The 15,956-nt window shown below is 43.3% G+C and carries 18 protein-coding genes; 12 read left to right on the top strand and 6 right to left on the bottom strand.

Annotated features, from left to right (window positions below; translation table 11 throughout):
- Nucleotides 1–52 precede the first annotated feature (52 nt).
- On the bottom strand, nucleotides 53–1,456 hold the full coding sequence (locus tag VTH8203_RS00960; protein ID WP_096991946.1) for a PTS fructose transporter subunit IIC: 1,404 nt from the start codon (nucleotides 1,454–1,456) through the stop codon (nucleotides 53–55).
- Between the two features lie 175 nt (nucleotides 1,457–1,631).
- Here VTH8203_RS00960 and VTH8203_RS00955 point away from each other — a divergent pair, with 175 nt between their 5' ends.
- The 3 genes from VTH8203_RS00955 (at nucleotide 1,632) to VTH8203_RS00950 (ending at nucleotide 3,086) form a co-directional block, all read left to right on the top strand.
- Complete coding sequence (locus VTH8203_RS00955) at nucleotides 1,632–2,279, top strand: MurR/RpiR family transcriptional regulator (RefSeq protein WP_096991945.1); 648 nt, start codon at nucleotides 1,632–1,634, stop codon at nucleotides 2,277–2,279.
- A 315-nt stretch (nucleotides 2,280–2,594) separates the two neighbouring features.
- Complete coding sequence (locus VTH8203_RS25340) at nucleotides 2,595–2,720, top strand: hypothetical protein (RefSeq protein ID WP_268745541.1); 126 nt, start codon at nucleotides 2,595–2,597, stop codon at nucleotides 2,718–2,720.
- A 114-nt stretch (nucleotides 2,721–2,834) separates the two neighbouring features.
- Nucleotides 2,835–3,086 carry a hypothetical protein gene (locus tag VTH8203_RS00950; protein WP_038225532.1) on the top strand — a complete coding sequence of 84 codons (252 nt, stop codon included), beginning with the start codon at nucleotides 2,835–2,837 and terminating at the stop codon, nucleotides 3,084–3,086.
- Nucleotides 3,087–3,138: 52 nt separating this feature from the next.
- Here VTH8203_RS00950 and VTH8203_RS00945 read toward each other — a convergent pair whose 3' ends face one another.
- Nucleotides 3,139–4,173 carry an NADP(H)-dependent aldo-keto reductase gene (locus VTH8203_RS00945; protein ID WP_096991944.1) on the bottom strand — a complete coding sequence of 345 codons (1,035 nt, stop codon included), beginning with the start codon at nucleotides 4,171–4,173 and terminating at the stop codon, nucleotides 3,139–3,141.
- Between the two features lie 145 nt (nucleotides 4,174–4,318).
- Between VTH8203_RS00945 and VTH8203_RS00940 the strand changes: the two genes are divergently transcribed.
- Nucleotides 4,319–4,624, top strand: coding sequence for a DUF6482 family protein (locus tag VTH8203_RS00940; protein ID WP_096991943.1), 306 nt, complete (start codon nucleotides 4,319–4,321; stop codon nucleotides 4,622–4,624).
- 17 nt (nucleotides 4,625–4,641) lie between these two features.
- On the opposite strand, the gene mutH is transcribed toward VTH8203_RS00940, so the two are convergent.
- Nucleotides 4,642–5,307, bottom strand: coding sequence for a DNA mismatch repair endonuclease MutH (gene mutH / locus VTH8203_RS00935; protein ID WP_096991942.1), 666 nt, complete (start codon nucleotides 5,305–5,307; stop codon nucleotides 4,642–4,644).
- Between the two features lie 628 nt (nucleotides 5,308–5,935).
- On the opposite strand from mutH, the gene rppH reads away from it, so the two are divergent.
- The 5 genes from rppH to VTH8203_RS00910 are packed head-to-tail and all read left to right on the top strand — an operon-like array spanning nucleotide 5,936 to nucleotide 11,230.
- Nucleotides 5,936–6,454, top strand: a complete 519-nt coding sequence (gene rppH / locus VTH8203_RS00930; protein WP_096991941.1) for an RNA pyrophosphohydrolase — start codon at nucleotides 5,936–5,938, stop codon at nucleotides 6,452–6,454.
- A 2-nt stretch (nucleotides 6,455–6,456) separates the two neighbouring features.
- Nucleotides 6,457–8,706: a phosphoenolpyruvate--protein phosphotransferase gene (gene ptsP, locus VTH8203_RS00925; protein ID WP_096991940.1), complete on the top strand. Its 2,250-nt coding sequence runs from the start codon at nucleotides 6,457–6,459 to the stop codon at nucleotides 8,704–8,706.
- Between the two features lie 20 nt (nucleotides 8,707–8,726).
- Nucleotides 8,727–9,518 carry a sulfite exporter TauE/SafE family protein gene (locus VTH8203_RS00920; protein ID WP_096991939.1) on the top strand — a complete coding sequence of 264 codons (792 nt, stop codon included), beginning with the start codon at nucleotides 8,727–8,729 and terminating at the stop codon, nucleotides 9,516–9,518.
- 33 nt (nucleotides 9,519–9,551) lie between these two features.
- Nucleotides 9,552–10,367, top strand: coding sequence for a prolipoprotein diacylglyceryl transferase (gene lgt / locus VTH8203_RS00915; RefSeq protein ID WP_096991938.1), 816 nt, complete (start codon nucleotides 9,552–9,554; stop codon nucleotides 10,365–10,367).
- Nucleotides 10,368–10,378: 11 nt separating this feature from the next.
- Nucleotides 10,379–11,230 carry a thymidylate synthase gene (locus VTH8203_RS00910; RefSeq protein ID WP_096991937.1) on the top strand — a complete coding sequence of 284 codons (852 nt, stop codon included), beginning with the start codon at nucleotides 10,379–10,381 and terminating at the stop codon, nucleotides 11,228–11,230.
- A 153-nt stretch (nucleotides 11,231–11,383) separates the two neighbouring features.
- Here the strand turns inward: VTH8203_RS00910 and VTH8203_RS00905 are convergent, their stop codons facing one another.
- Entirely contained in the window at nucleotides 11,384–11,692 is a 309-nt protein-coding gene (locus VTH8203_RS00905; RefSeq protein ID WP_096991936.1) for a YMGG-like glycine zipper-containing protein, read from the bottom strand.
- A 246-nt stretch (nucleotides 11,693–11,938) separates the two neighbouring features.
- Here VTH8203_RS00905 and VTH8203_RS00900 point away from each other — a divergent pair, with 246 nt between their 5' ends.
- Nucleotides 11,939–12,508, top strand: a complete 570-nt coding sequence (locus VTH8203_RS00900; protein ID WP_096991935.1) for a Slp family lipoprotein — start codon at nucleotides 11,939–11,941, stop codon at nucleotides 12,506–12,508.
- A 52-nt stretch (nucleotides 12,509–12,560) separates the two neighbouring features.
- Here the strand turns inward: VTH8203_RS00900 and VTH8203_RS00895 are convergent, their stop codons facing one another.
- On the bottom strand, nucleotides 12,561–13,706 hold the full coding sequence (locus VTH8203_RS00895) for a Na/Pi symporter (protein ID WP_167385774.1): 1,146 nt from the start codon (nucleotides 13,704–13,706) through the stop codon (nucleotides 12,561–12,563).
- 407 nt (nucleotides 13,707–14,113) lie between these two features.
- On the opposite strand from VTH8203_RS00895, the gene nhaR reads away from it, so the two are divergent.
- Together nhaR and VTH8203_RS00885 are read left to right on the top strand one after the other, a co-directional pair.
- On the top strand, nucleotides 14,114–15,007 hold the full coding sequence (gene nhaR, locus VTH8203_RS00890; RefSeq protein ID WP_096991933.1) for a transcriptional activator NhaR: 894 nt from the start codon (nucleotides 14,114–14,116) through the stop codon (nucleotides 15,005–15,007).
- Between the two features lie 176 nt (nucleotides 15,008–15,183).
- Entirely contained in the window at nucleotides 15,184–15,483 is a 300-nt protein-coding gene (locus tag VTH8203_RS00885) for an ArsR/SmtB family transcription factor (protein WP_096991932.1), read from the top strand.
- A gap of 64 nt (nucleotides 15,484–15,547) precedes the next feature.
- Here VTH8203_RS00885 and rpsT read toward each other — a convergent pair whose 3' ends face one another.
- Nucleotides 15,548–15,808, bottom strand: coding sequence for a 30S ribosomal protein S20 (gene rpsT, locus VTH8203_RS00880; protein ID WP_031493675.1), 261 nt, complete (start codon nucleotides 15,806–15,808; stop codon nucleotides 15,548–15,550).
- Nucleotides 15,809–15,956 lie beyond the last annotated feature (148 nt).

Here is a 15,956-nt window from a genome sequence, read left to right as displayed (position 1 = left end):
GCAAGTTCAATATGAGAAGAATAAGGGGACGAGCATGTCGTCCCAGTGACGTTTATGCGTTTGAAGTATCTGGCTTAGTGCATAGCAGTAGAGCGAGTGCGATAAAACCTGAACCAATTAATACTGAAATGGTATAGCTGATTGGGTCAGAGGATAGGAACCAACCCCAAACAGCCGGCAATGGTAGGTCTTGCCAGACGTTAAGTAAGACGCCGACTTGTGTACCTATGATCGAACCTAGGATCATAATTGGAATCATTTTCGGGTTCTTAAGAATAAATGGAATCGCACCCTCTGAAATACCAATCAAGCCAAGCATTAAAGAGGTTTTGCCAACCGTTTGTTCTTCACTAGAGAAAACCGGTTTACGGAACTTGCCGTCAAGCATTGCGGCGATACCAACCCCAATTGGTGGGATAACAATACCCAGTTCACGAGCTAATAAATCGAAACCTTCACCCATACCGTTAAGGCCAAGAGCTACTGAACCGGCTGCTTTGTTGATAGGGCCACCTAGGTCAAAGGCTGTACCTGCGGCAATCACCATTGAGTAGATGCCTCGTCCAGCATCACCAGCTTGGGTGAACAACTCGATCATCGCCATATTCAACGCGCCAAAAAACGGATTGATGGCATACTCCATAGTGAGCACCATGACCACACCAGTAATAGCTGGTACCAGTAACATGGTTTTCAGGGTAGTAAGCTCGGTCTTCACCTTAATTGTGTCATTAAGGTAACGAACTAGATAACCCACTAAGAAACCGATAGCTATAGCCCCAAAGAAGCCTGAAGGAGCCCAGCCTTCAAGGTCGAAGAAGCGTTTGTACACTTCATCACTCATGATGCCGCCAATAAACGCTGGAATAAGAGCTGGTTTTCCTGCTATCGAATAAGCCAAGTATGCCGCGAAAATGGGGTACATAAACTTGATGGTCATGAAACCAAGCTTGTCGAGAGTTTGGATTGGCGTACCCGAGATATCAATGAATTCACCAGTAATCTTCGCTACTGCCATCAGCAAACCACCGAGCACGACGACAGGCAGCATATAACTGATACCTGTCATGATATGGCCGATGGCAACTTGATAGGCTGAGCGGTGTTCTTCGACTACATGAGTACTTGTATTGCTCTTTTGCTTGCCGAGGTTGAAGACAGTCGGTAGTAAATCGTCAACGCGTTTGATGAGTTCTTGGGTGCGGACTTTGAGTGGGTTAGCACTATCAAATCGTTCCATTTCCATGATTGGCACATCGATCGCGAGTACAACGCCATCTGCGGTTGCGATGTCGTGGGCGGTTAGCTTGTTCTTTACGCCATCACTGCCTTGAGTTTCAACTTTGACTTCATAGCCTTGTTGTTCTGCCCAGCTTTGGATTTTCTTTGCTGCCATAAAGGTGTGCGCAATGCCTGTGGGGCAAGCGGTTACTGCAACGATTTTCTTCTTCGTCATGGTTATTCACCGTTATTATTATTTAACTGCTCGCAGTATATTTTTCCGTGATGTATCAAGATACTGTTTCTTGGTACAAGCCATGTATGACGATACTTTTGTGAGACTCATCAAGGAAAAAAACGTCATTTTCGCGCCTAATAATAGTCAAACCGTTTCTAATTAAGTGTAAGCGATGAATACCTTTAAGGGCATAGAGCGAGCGATCTACGAATATCTTATTACTCACACTGGTGAGTTACACGAGATCTCGGCTAAAACTATAGCTAATAAGGCGCTGACTACGACGACATCTGTCAATCGAGTATGCAAAAAAATGGGGTATGCGAGCTATACCGAGCTTCGCTATAGGCTTAAAAATGACTTGCGTAAGCAAACAGTGACAAAGGATGAAGAAGAGTCACAATTGCAGCGTATTTCATCTGTCGTGAATGCCCTTAGTCAATCTCCTGTTGTCTATCTCTATTCGCGCGGAGCATCGATTGTTAGCGTGACCTATTTATCGCGCTTTTTATCGCTGGCGAACATACCTCATCTAGTGATTACCGATATTCATCAGTTAGCTCGAGCTGAAAAAGGAACGTTGATCTTAGTCAGTAAGTCCGGTGAAACGCAGGCAGTTGTGGAAATGGCACATAATGCAAAGCGTAAGGGGTTGAAAGTGTTTGCTATTAGCCATATCGGTTCGACATTGGCTTCGATTGCTAACACTAACCTTGACTTGGAAGAGCAGGTCGACGGTATTTCTCCATACCGGCGCGAGTCGCAAATTCAGTTGCTTAAAATTATCGATGTTATTGGACAAACGCTTTTGGAGGGCTAATAGACCAATTATTTGTCTGTAATTTGTTATTTCTAGCAAATTTAAGTGATCTTTCTCGTGTAACGACAGAGTCTTACAAAGTCTGATGGTTTTTCTCTAGAATAAAATCATTCTCTAATTTTCTTTACATATTCAACGAAATACTTTGTATCACTAGAGTGAATTTGTATTTAGTTAGAATAATCATACTTATTCAATTGTTTTGTAACATATTCGTTGAATTTATAAACGATTTGCATAAGAATCATCCCTGAGCACTACGCTCAACCTTTCAAATTTATTTCGGATTATTAAGTGATTATGGAGGCACAGAAAATGATGAATCGTATTTCTTTTATCAATATTTGTGCTGGCCGTTTTACTCATGCGGATCGAATCTCGACTGATCTATCTACTGCAATGGCAGCGGATAAACCGTCAATCGATACAGCACACGCTTAATTAGTCCGTAACCTCAAGAGGCTGCGGAAATAGCAGTCAACTGAGGAATCACAACATTTCTCCTTATATCCTGACCGCTATTTCTCTCCTCAAATTATTTTCTAGGAGAAAACGATGCGTACTTCAATTTACTTAACAGTTGCAACTTGGCTTATTAAAGCAGACATCCAAAAAGAAGAGCGTGAGTGGAGACGACGCTACCGTCGCAATGCACACCACTTGCCACTCCACAATGAGCACTTGTTAAAGGACATTGGTTTCGATAAACATGGCCGCCCACTGGGCCAAGTTGCTCCACCTCACATTGTAGCGAAACGTAAAACTCGTCATCTTCGTCGAGAATTACACTCTAGAATAGCTACGTAAAAAAAGGGCAGGTCGCTTATCGCGACCTGCCCATACTGTGTGAAAAACCTATTTAGGGGCATGGGTTAGAATATTTAGCCCCTATTTCTTGAAGTTCATTCAAGAGTTCATCAGAGAGTTCCACGTCGATGCTGTTTATGTTGCTTTCTAATTGCTCAAGATTGGTTGCACCAATAATATTAGAAGCGACAAATGGACGTTGATTAACAAAGGCTAGTGCCATCTGAGCTGGTTCAAGGTTATGCTCGCGAGCTAGGTCCACATAAGCCTGCGTCGCTTTAATACCTTGCGGAGTAAAGTAACGGACAAATCGCTCAAATAGACTGCAACGCGCTCCCTCTGGACGTTGTCCATCGAGATATTTTCCGCTCAAACAGCCAAAAGCGAGTGGTGAGTAGGCAAGCAGTTCTACGCCTTCGTGGTGGCTAATTTCAGAAAGGCCGACTTCAAAGCTACGATTGAGTAAGTTGTAAGGGTTTTGGATCGAGACAATTCTTGGCAGATCATGTTTTTCGGCCAATTTAAGTAGCGTCATGACTCCCCAAGGTGTTTCATTGGAAACGCCGATATAGCGTATTTTTCCTGCCTTAATGAGCTCGTTTAATGCTTCGAGTGTCTCTATGAGCGTCACTTCTTCATTACCCTCAGGATAGGGGTAGTTAAGTTGGCCAAAACAATTGGTTTGTCTTTGTGGCCAATGTAATTGGTATAAATCGATATAATCCGTTTTCAGACGGTTTAAACTGTCATCCACAGCTATATGTATATTGCGCCTATCTAGGCTCATATTGTCGCGGATATAAGGAATATTTCTGGGCCCAGCGACTTTAGTGGCCAAGACGATTTTTTGTCTTTTATCGGAGTGTGAAAGCCAATCCCCAATATATTGTTCCGTTTTTCCTTGAGTCTTAGCACTTGGTGGGACAGGGTACATCTCAGCGGTATCAATAAAATTTACTCCGCGTTCGAGTGCAAAATCGAGTTGATTGAATGCTTCCTGCTTGGTGTTTTGCGCACCAAACGTCATGGTTCCTAAGCATATCTTACTGACTTCTAGCGAAGAATGTGGGAGGTTATGATATTTCATTGAGCCTTCCTTGTTTGTTGTTGTTTTTCTCCACTATACCGAGTTTTGATAAAAGATCTGTGTGTTTAATAGCCAATGTGATTATTTTTACTAAACTGAAATTTATCAGTATGCATTATCCACAAGAAAAGTAAGGAGGTGGAATATGCAAAAGCATCAGCTCGATCGCTGGTTACATGGTTATCACAAAGACACCTATAAGCAACCGAAAGTCTTTGTGATTGGTTGTGCTGATATTTCACACTATTTGTTAGCGGTGGAATACAAACATAAATTAGAACCTATAAAACAAGACGATGAACCAATTCACTTTGAATCCTTGGATTTGGTAAAAGAAGAGTTACATCGTTTAGGCATAGAAAAAGCTTATCTTAGATTACATAATGCGTATGATGAGTGTGGCAGCACTGAAATTAACCGTTATTGTGATATTGAATTAAAGCTTCATTAATTATAGGTGCGCTTTTTCTAAGCGAAGTACTGCTCTAATAAATAGGCAGTGAAGCGTGCTCGCAGGTAAAAGCCTCGGGGGAGGGTTCGTATTCTTTGACCAGAGGTGCCATAAGCCTCGGTTTTTACACGGCTGTTAGCGGCTTTAGGACGAATCTGAAGCACTTCACCGGTATGAGCTGTAATCTGATTGACCTGACCTAGCGTGATAAGCTCCATCAACTCTTCCCAATCATTTTTCAGCATGGTTTCTTCTTCTGCCGATGGGCTCCAAATTAAAGGGGAGCCGACATGACGTTCAGCAACCGGAATCTCCCGCTCTCCCTCTACGGGCAGCCAAAGCACGCGTGATAATTTATTCCGTATATGACTGGTTTCCCAAGTTACTCCCTGAATACCGGTCAATGGAGCCACGCAAACAAAAGTCGATTCTAATGGTTTTCCGGTGTAGCTGATTGGAATGCTCTTTAGTTCAACCCCGATCTCAGGGAAATCTTGAACAGGTTTACTGCCTGCTTTGGCACCTAAATGCCATTCGAGCAGCTGTCCTACCCAACCTTTATCTCGTTTCAGATTCTCAGGTACGTTCATACCTGCTTGAGCAGCGAGCTCGCCAAACGTGAGTCCAGCGATATCACGAGCACGTTGTAACAGTTCTGCTTCGGAAGTGGGAGTGGGGTTCATAGATACGTTGTAAACTGCTGTTTGCTTATTGAAGAGTCTTCCATTCTACCATGGCCTAGCTGAATTTCTCGGTATAAAAAAAGATCAGTCTGACTGAGAATTGATCTATTCATGACTTATCCACAGAAAATTTATCAGATTTGCTATTCTATACTTGATCTGTATGAATAATCAGTATTTTGTCGTGGATTAATGCTTGATAAATCGAGGTTTGTTTGAAATATGATAGATTGAGTGTGGATAAAATAGCCGTAGGTTGATCTTTGACCGATCTGAGTGTGTGCATTTTTTGGAGTTTAATAATTGATCAGTTTAAAGGTGAGTTTGTTTTAATTGCCTGAAATAATTAAGTTTAATTGTTTTTGGTTAATTAAACTCTGTTCCAACGTGCTAGAAAAAACAACAAAATCTAATGAAGAACATAGATTCTTCACATGGTTATTCACAGAAAAGGTGAATAAATGTGGGCTGGGTCTCATTGTTGTGTTGATAACTAGGGCTTTGTGCGAAACTTATCCAGTAAGGTGTCATTTAGTGGTAATTGTTCAAATTTACGGGCGACTAAGTTTGCTCAACTTGGGGATATGTGGAAAAATCAGAGTAATGAAAATTTAATTGAGGTTGGCCAGTGATAGATGGCGATGGTTACCGACTCAATGTTGGTATTGTGATATGTAACAACCATGGTCAGGTCTTCTGGGCTAAGCGATACGGACAACACTCATGGCAATTTCCTCAGGGCGGTATTGACGATGGTGAATCCCCTGAGCAAGCTATGTATCGAGAACTGTATGAAGAGGTGGGATTAACCAAGAACGACGTTAAAATCGTTGCGGTAAGTCGCCATTGGCTGAGATATAAGTTACCTAAACGATTAGTACGTTGGGATTCGAGACCGGTCTGTATTGGGCAAAAACAGAAATGGTTTTTACTGCGCTTAGATTGTGATGAATCTAAGATCAATATGCAGCGTGGTAATACCCCTGAGTTTGATGGTTGGCGCTGGGTAAGCTATTGGTATCCAGTGAGACAAGTGGTTTCTTTTAAACGAGATGTGTACCGACGTGCGATGAAAGAGTTCGCGTCACTAGCAATGCCGTTTAAGGAACGTAAATTCAAAGGCAAGAGAAAGCATCGAAGAGGGTAAGTATGCTATCGCAACTAAGGGATATAGTTGAGCACGTTTCAAAGGTTGAAAATGTGCACGCCGCCCTCGAAATTCTTGTTCAACAAACTTGTGCAGCTATGCATACTGAGTGCTGCACAATCTATTTGGCGAATAACGATAAACAGCGTTTGGAGTTAATGGCGACACAGGGCCTGACCTTCAAAGGCGATACTATTCATATTAGTTTCAATGAAGGTTTAGTGGGTTTGGTAAAGCGAACGGCTGAACCAATCAACTTAGCCGAAGCGGCCAAACATCCTGCATTCAAATTCTTCCCTCAGCTTGGTGAGGGTATCTACCATTCCTTCTTAGGTACGCCGATCATCCATCGCAAACAGGTACTAGGGGTTTTGGTTATCCAGCAAAAAACCTCGCGTCAGTTTAGTGAGATGGAAGAATCTTTCTTAGTCACGCTTGCTGCACAGATAGCGGTTTTGATAGCACACGCCACCGCGCAAGGTCATGGCTTCTTTGACGACAATAAAACAGCCGTTATTAAAGGTATTGGGGCGTCTTCGGGCATAGCGATAGGTCCAATATGGTGGGATAACACTCAGCCGGATCTTAATAACGTGTTCCCAGCGTCGGCGCTGGACATTGCCCGTGAACATGAAACGTTGTCAGTCGCGATCGAAAACGCACTGGCAGATTTCAAGCGTATGCGTAAAAAGTTGGATCTGGAGTTAAATAAAGACGCTCTGGCCATCTTTGACTTATTTACCCACTTACTGAACGACCCTATGCTGCGCAATGATTTAAAAGCGCAGATTCAAAAAGGTGACAAAGCGGACTGGGCATTGCGCCAAGTCGTAGAAAGCTATGCGAATCGTTTCGCTAGGATGTCTGATGTCTATATGCGAGAGCGTGCCCAAGATGTGAAAGAACTTGGTCAACGTTTGCTGTTTTTCCTACATCATACTGAACAGCCTATTCACGAGTTCAATGAACCTGTCATTCTGGTAGTGCGTGAGCTTACGGCATCAATTCTTGCTTCTGTTCCAAAAGAGCAATTATTGGCTGTGGTCTCTTTAGAAGGGGCTGCTAACTCTCATGCGGCGATTTTATCTAGAGCGATGGGCATACCTGCCGTTATGGGGGTTAACACCAACCCTGAGCGATTGAGTGGCAAAATAGGGATCGTCGACGGCTACAGCGGTGAAATTTTCCCAGATCCTAGCAGCGAGTTACTGCTTGAATACCAAGAGCTTGTCACAGAAGAAACCGAGTTGTCTCGGATGGTCGAACAGACGGTTGATTTAGAAGGCTGTACAAGTGATGGTCGGCGTATACAAATATTACTCAATGCAGGCCTGAGTGCGGATACCAGTATCTCTCTGAACAGGAATGTTGATGGAGTAGGACTGTACCGAACCGAAATCTCGTTTTTGCTTCAACAACAGTTCCCATCAGAAGAAGAGCAAGTACATCAGTATCGTTCGGTACTCGGTGCTTATCCCACCAAGCGTGTGGTGATGCGTACACTCGATATTGGTGGAGACAAACCTTTACCTTACCTACCCATTGATGAGGATAATCCTTTCTTAGGTTGGCGAGGTATCCGTTTCACTCTCGATCATCCCGATATTTTCTTGATCCAGCTGCGCGCCATGCTAAGGGCAAGTGAAGGGCTAGATAACCTGAGCATTCTTTTGCCTATGGTGTCGTCGGTTCAAGAGCTTGATGGGGCGACAGCCCTTATTGAACAAGCTTATCAGGAAGTGTCTACAGAGCATCCGAAGGTAAAACGCCCAGAGATTGGCGTTATGATCGAAGTTCCTTCCATGTTGTATCTTTTGCCGTTTATGGCCCAGAAGGTGAACTTTGTCTCGGTCGGTACCAACGATCTTACACAATATCTATTGGCTGTTGACCGCAACAATGCTCAAGTCGCTGATATCTACGAAACACTGCACCCGTCAGTCTTAGCAGCGATGAAACATATATTTGAAACGTGTCAGTCGTATCATCTCCCCGTTTGTATTTGTGGTGAGTTAGCCGGTGACCCGATTGGTGCTCTGCTGCTGGTTGGGTTGGGATACGATACGTTAAGTATGAACACCTCGAACGTTGCGAAAGTGAAATATTTACTCAGACAAACCTCACAGCAAGAACTGAAACTGCTTGCTGACAAAGCATTGATGCAACCTTATGGTGAAACCATTTATAATCAAATGCGTGATTACTTTGAGGATAAAGGACTAGCCGGCTTTATCCGAGCAGGTAAGTCCTAACTAAACCCTTTGGAATACATGTGAACTACGAACTGATCTTATTGCTATTGTGCCTTGGTGCAGTAGTCGGCACCATGTCCGGATTACTCGGTATTGGTGGGGGGCTCATTGTTGTCCCTGCGCTGGCGTTTATCCTACCTAAATTTGGCATTGCAAGTGATATGGTTATGTATATTGCGCTGGCAACCTCGTTGGCCTCTATCATTATCACATCGGGCTCGTCAGCGCTTAACCACCTTAAGCTGGGGAATGTTGATTTGTTTGTGATCAAGTGGCTTATGCCTGGCGTGGTCATAGGCGGGTTTGCAGGCTCCAATGTTGCAGAGTGGATTCCTTCTCATTATCTACCCAAAGTATTTGCTGTCATTGTATTGTTACTGGCGATACAGATGTTTCTGTCAATCAAATCACAATCAACGCGAAGCCTTCCTAGTCCATTTATTACCACATGTTGCGGTGCAGGGATTGGGATGGTGTCGAGTTTAGCTGGAATAGGTGGAGGTTCGATGTCAGTGCCTTTTCTTAGTAAACATGGCGTTGAGATGAGAAAAGCGGTAGGCTCTTCTTCAGTATGTGGTTGCGTGATCGCGATCGCAGGTATGGTTGGCTTTATTTTGCATGGCGCTAAAGCGCAAGGACTGCCGGAATACAGTATCGGCTATGTCTACTTGCCTGCTTTGCTCTCAATTGCAGCCACTTCAATGTTGACAACGAAATTTGGTGCAAAATTGGCGACAACCATGCCAACACCGAAACTAAAGAAGATTTTTGCAGTCTTCTTATTATTCGTTGCATTTTCAATGATGTTTTAATTTCAATATTTAAACCTGATAAGTGAGCGTTTTATGTCTCAGGGATATATCCAGTTTCCTAATATCGACCCGGTTCTCGTTGAATTAGGTCCCATTTCTATTCGTTGGTACGGCTTGATGTATCTTGTCGGTTTTGCATTTGCGATGTGGTTAGCTAATCGCAGAGCAGACAAGCCAAACTCAGGATGGACGCGAGAGCAAGTGTCTGATCTGTTGTTTGCGGGCTTCCTTGGGGTAGTGCTTGGTGGTCGTATTGGTTATGTTCTTTTTTATGGTTTTGATGAACTGCTGCGTGACCCGCTTTATTTGTTTAAAGTTTGGACCGGAGGCATGTCATTCCATGGTGGCTTGTTAGGTGTTATTACCGCCATGTTCTGGTATGGCAAAAAGAATGGACGCACGTTTTTCAATGTTGCCGACTTCATCGCACCTCTTGTTCCTTTTGGGCTTGGTATGGGGCGTCTAGGTAACTTCATGAACAGTGAACTCTGGGGCCGTGTGACCGACGTGCCTTGGGCGATCATCTTCCCAAATGGTGGACCTTTTCCACGTCACCCATCTCAACTGTACGAATTTGCGTTAGAGGGAGTGGTGCTATTCTTGATTTTGAATTGGTTTATCAAGAAACCGCGTCCAGAAGGGGCGGTGTCAGGTTTATTCCTTCTTGGCTATGGTACATTTAGATTCTTGGTCGAGTTCGTACGTGAACCTGATGCGCAGTTAGGACTGTTTGGTGGCTTTATTTCTATGGGCCAAATCCTGTCTTCTCCGATGATCATCATTGGTGCGCTAATGATTGCGTGGGCATACAAGGTTAACGGACCTAAACTACAAAAAGTATCGAAGTAATAGGAATTGTCGTGAAGCAGTATTTAGACTTATGTCAGCGAATCGTTGACGAAGGTGTTTGGATTGAAAATGAGCGTACAGGTAAGCGCTGTTTGACGGTAATCAACGCTGATCTTACCTATGATGTCGCCAACAACGCATTTCCTCTTGTCACCACGAGAAAGAGTTTCTGGAAAGCGGCTGTTGCGGAGCTTCTGGGATACATTCGTGGTTACGATAACGCGGAAGATTTTCGTAAACTGGGAACCAAAACGTGGGATGCTAACGCGAACTTAAACGATGCGTGGCTGAATAATCCTTACCGTAAAGGTGAGGACGATATGGGGCGCGTCTATGGTGTACAAGGTCGCGCATGGACTAAACCTGATGGTGGTCACATAGACCAACTTCGCAAGATAGTAGACGACTTAAGTAAAGGTGTTGACGATCGTGGTGAGATCCTAAATTTCTATAACCCAGGTGAGTTTCATATGGGGTGTTTGCGCCCATGTATGTACAGTCATCACTTCTCGCTATTGGGAGATACCTTGTATCTAAACAGTACGCAGCGCTCGTGTGACGTTCCGCTTGGCCTAAACTTCAACATGGTTCAAGTTTATGTGTTCTTAGCGATTATGGCTCAGATAACAGGCAAGAAACCGGGGCAAGCATTCCACAAGATCGTGAACGCGCATATTTATGAAGACCAGTTGGAACTGATGCGAGACGTTCAATTAAAGCGTGAACCATTGGCCGCTCCGACGTTCCGAATTAATCCTAAGATTAAGACCCTTGAGGACTTAGAAACGTGGGTAACGCTGGATGATTTTGACGTGGAAGGCTACGAGTGCCACGAACCCATTCGATACCCATTTTCAGTCTAATACACAGGCCGAGCATTGCTCGGCCTGATTGTTTTAAACAAGCGCTACCAGCTGATTTTATCTCTCACTAAAGAAACCTGCTGTAGGGCTAAAAAGGCAGTAACGAGGGGGGAATGTTACTCTGCCTTAAACGTTAAATCACGATGTAAGCGCTTAGTCGTAATAAGCATCCTCGATAATCTCCTCTTCGACGATATCTTCTTCTACGGCAACTTCTGTCGCTACTTCACAGGCGCCTTCATCGTAGGCACCGTCAACGGTACCTGCAACCGCGCCAGCACCGCCGCCAATAGCAGCACCAGCTGCTGCGCCAGATCCCCCGTCAACGATACCGCCAACGACAGCTCCGGTAATGGCGCCATCAACAGCGCCATCAATAGCGCCTTCAGCAGTTTGATCACAGTAGTAGGCATAACTTGGTGAAGAAAGGAGTAAAGCGAGGGCAAAGAGTTTAAGTTTCATGGTTTGTTGCTTGATTGATGAATTTACCTATTATCCTAAGTAATTGAATTGGTTATTATAAGTAACACATCGTCAAACCTTGGTTAGTTTCAAGTGTGTTTATTGTTGCAGCCAATTGACGAAGGTGAATAGATTTTCACCATTGATTGTATCGTTAATAATATAAAGAAAAGAAGGTCATGAGAGACTTGCAGGGGGGCAAATAAGTCACTCATACTTGAATAAAAGCAGTAATGGAGAGGGAATATGCGATTTTTAGGGATGGTGTTAAGTCTGATATTGATAGGATGCAGTAGTGCGCCTGATGAAGTCAAAGTCGCCGACGAGAAGCTATTGGTTGGGTTTGCTCAAGTCATGGAAGAGGCCACACCTTATGTCGGTCAGCCTGCGAGATGGGGTGGGGTGATTGCAAATTTGACTCATTCAACATCCGGTGCGAGTGAACTACAGATCAGTCAATTTGAATTGGACTCAAGAGGCCGTCCAGATAAGACCCTGCAGGGCAGCCAACGATTTGTCGTCAAGATCGACAGATTTTTAGACCCCAAAGTATTTACTCAAGGTAAATCAATGACATTTGTCGGTGTAATCGAGGGTATGTCGTCAATTACTGTTGGGCAACAGAAACTCAAGGTCCCAGTACTGAAGGCTTCAAACTACTACCTTTGGACAGAGGATAAGCGCATTAAGGCCTATTACGTTGGCGATCCATATTATGACTATTACTACGATCGCTATTACTATTGGGATGATATCAACGACGCTGACTTGATCGAGCACTATGACGACTTCGATTATGATTATGGTGATTTCTAGATAGCAAAAGGCCCAGCTAAATGTAGCTGGGCCTTTAAATCAAACTGAATATCTATGCTGTTAGCGCTAGAATAGTGCCTGGAATAACAACAAAAATAGAAGCAAGGTAACCAGCGACAACGGCTTTATTTTTAATAGCCATATCTGAGAGATAGTCTGCGCCTTTCACTGGCAGCTCTCTCAAGAAAGGAATACCGAAGATAAATACGGTTGCCATGATATTAAACACAAGGTGCACCAGCGCGATTTGCAGTGCGAATACTGCGTATTCTCCAGAAACGGCTGTCGCTGCTAGTAGGCCAGTGATACATGTACCGATGTTGGCACCTAAAGTAAATGGATAAACATCACGAACTTTCAGCGCACCTGAACCAACAAGCGGAACCATAAGGCTAGTCGTTGTTGATGAAGACTGTACAAGGATCGTAACGATTGAGCCTGACGCGATACCGTGTAGTGGACCACGACCAATTGCGTTCTTAAGAATCTCACGTGCACGACCAACCATTAGGCTCTTCATCAATTTACCCATTACCGTAATTGCTACGAAGATAGTTGCGATACCTAGAGCAATCAACAGAACACCACCAGTCACACTACCAAATGAGCTTAGTGGCTCTTGAATAGCAGAAACGACAGGCTTGGTAATTGGTTTGATAAAGTCTAGCCCCTTCATGCTCATATCACCTGTTGAAAGCATTGGTGAAACAAGCCAGCTAGAGATTTTGTCTAGAATGCCAAACATCATTTCCAAAGGAAGGAAGATAGCAACGGCTAGTAGGTTAAAGAAGTCATGGATCGTCGCGCTAGCAAACGCACGCTTAAACTCAGTGTTGCAACGAACGTGACCTAAACTTACTAGTGTATTGGTAACCGTAGTACCAATGTTTGCACCCATGATCATAGGGATAGCCGTCGTGACAGGTAATCCACCCGCAACCAAGCCAACGATGATAGAAGTAACAGTACTTGATGATTGAATCAGTGCCGTCGCTACCAAACCGATCATTAAGCCAGCCACAGGGTGTGAAGCAAATTCAAATAGAACTTTGGCTTGTTCACCTGTCGCCATTTTAAAGCCACTACCCACCATAGAAACGGCAAGTAGTAATAAATAAAGCATGAAGGCCAAGTTAGCCCAGCGTAACCAACGCGTCGTATTCGACATTGGAGTCGCAGCTGTAGTTGCTTGGTTCATCATAGTTTTCTCCATTTGGCCTGTGTAATTCGTAAAGTGGCCTGTTGTTGAATCTGACGCGATATTAGATCTCAAATATTACAGAAATATGACGTTTCTGTTTCTATGTTAATTAACTGCGATGTTTGCTTGATTTTTGTGCACCATCTATATCTTAATTTATCTAATATATTGATTTTTATGATTAAAATTATTGGTGAGAAAAAGAGATTAATTTACTCTCGTCGATGGAAAAATTCGATTTATGGGCATTTTTATGATGCTTATATGACAAATAAGCCTTCATTGTGACAGTTGTTTATTCGGAAATTTCGTTGAATTTTATTTGTATCGTAAATTTTACCGAATATTGTCGCCTTGGAGAGATTTTGCTATAAATGAAACTCACTCATTTTAGGCGCTATCGTATGTCACACCTTAACTACAATCACCTCTATTACTTCTGGATGGTCTGCAAGCAAGGCTCGGTAACAAAAGCTGCAGATGCGTTGTTTTTGACACCTCAAACCGTGACTGGTCAGATTAAAGCTCTCGAAGAGAGGATGGATGGCAAACTCACAAAGCGTAATGGGCGTAGTGTTGAGCCAACAGAGTTAGGTCAACTGGTGTATAAATATGCCGATCGCATGTTTGGCTTGAGTTATGAAATGTTGGATATAGTGAATTACAGTCAGCGTTCCAATGTTTTGTTTGATGTGGGGGTGGCTGATGCACTTTCTAAGCGCCTAGTGAGTAAAATATTGATGACGACTATTCCTGCCGATAACAGTATTCATTTACGCTGTTTTGAATCGACCCATGAGATGTTGTTAGAGCAATTAGCTCAGCACAAGCTCGACATGATCTTATCGGACTGCCCTGTAGATTCAAGTCAGAGCCCGGGTTTATTTAGTAAGAAGCTTGGAGAAAGTCGCATGAGTTTCTTCACCTCAGGCCATATCGATAATGTGAGTTTTCCAGAGATTCTCGAACAAAGACGTTTGCTTATACCAGGCAGTCGCACTTCCATGGGACGTAAAGTCCTACAATGGTTTGATCAGCAAGGCATTCAACCGAATATTCTCGGTGAATTCGATGATGTCGCTCTGATGAAAGCATTTTCTATGTATAAAGAAGACGTGATATTTCTCGCACCGAGTATCTACATGTCCGAAATGAGAGATAAGCGTAACCTTCAATTGATTGGTGATATTGAAGATCTTAAAGAAGAATACTACGTCATATTTGCAGAAAGAATGATTCAGCACCCAGCAGTGAAGAGTGTTTGTGAAGCCGATTTCACCGATCTTCTCGCTTTTTGAGACAGGCTGAGGTAACAAATTGGTAAAGAGAAATACACTATTTTAAACAAAGCGCTACTAACAATATTTTTATCCATGTAAAATGTGATGAGATTTACGGATTTATTACTTGAAAGATGGTTGGTATCTAAGTGGTAACGAAGTAAATAAGAATGGATGATACATAGAGGTAAAATATGAACTTGCAGGAGATGGAAAAAAACGCGTCACAAGCGGTAGTTCTCCTTAAGGCAATGGCTAATGAGAGACGTCTACAAATTCTATGCATGTTGCACAATACAGAATTATCAGTAGGAGAATTGTGTGCTCGGTTAGAACTTAGCCAATCGGCGCTATCACAGCATTTAGCTTGGCTACGTCGAGATGGTTTAGTGTCCACGAGAAAAGAAGCGCAAACGGTCTACTACAAATTGAGTAGTAAAGAGGTTCGTCAACTGATTGAACTATTGCATGGCTTTTATTGCAGTTCAGACTAACGTGATTTATAGATATAAAAAAACCGGCATCAGCCGGTTTTTTTAACACAATACAAAGTCTAAATTATAGAGCTTTGATTGCAGCAGAGAAGCGTGCCTTGTGACGAGCTGCTTTATTCTTATGAATAAGGCCTTTAGTCGCCATGCGGTCAAGGATTGGAGTAACTTCTGCAAATGCTGAAGTTGCTGCTTCTTTATCGCCAGCTGCGATAGCTGCGATTGTTTTCTTCATGTAAGTGCGCATCATAGAGCGACGGCTAGCGTTGTGCTGACGACGTTTCTCAGCTTGGATAGCGCGCTTCTTAGCAGATTTACTGTTTGCCAAGGGTCTAACTCCCAAAAACTTAGTTCGGTGACAATTTAAGGGCGAGGAATATCCCTCATTTGCGCTTAATTGTCAAATGATTTGTGCAAAAACCCGACGATACAAAACAAATTTTGATATCTGTGGGCTATCGCGGTTAAGATGGCGG

It is taken from the genome of Vibrio thalassae (genome assembly GCF_900089835.1).
GTDB lineage: Bacteria > Pseudomonadota > Gammaproteobacteria > Enterobacterales > Vibrionaceae > Vibrio > Vibrio thalassae.
Note: the sequence above shows the minus strand (reverse complement) of the source record. Positions and strands in the feature narration are given on the sequence as shown.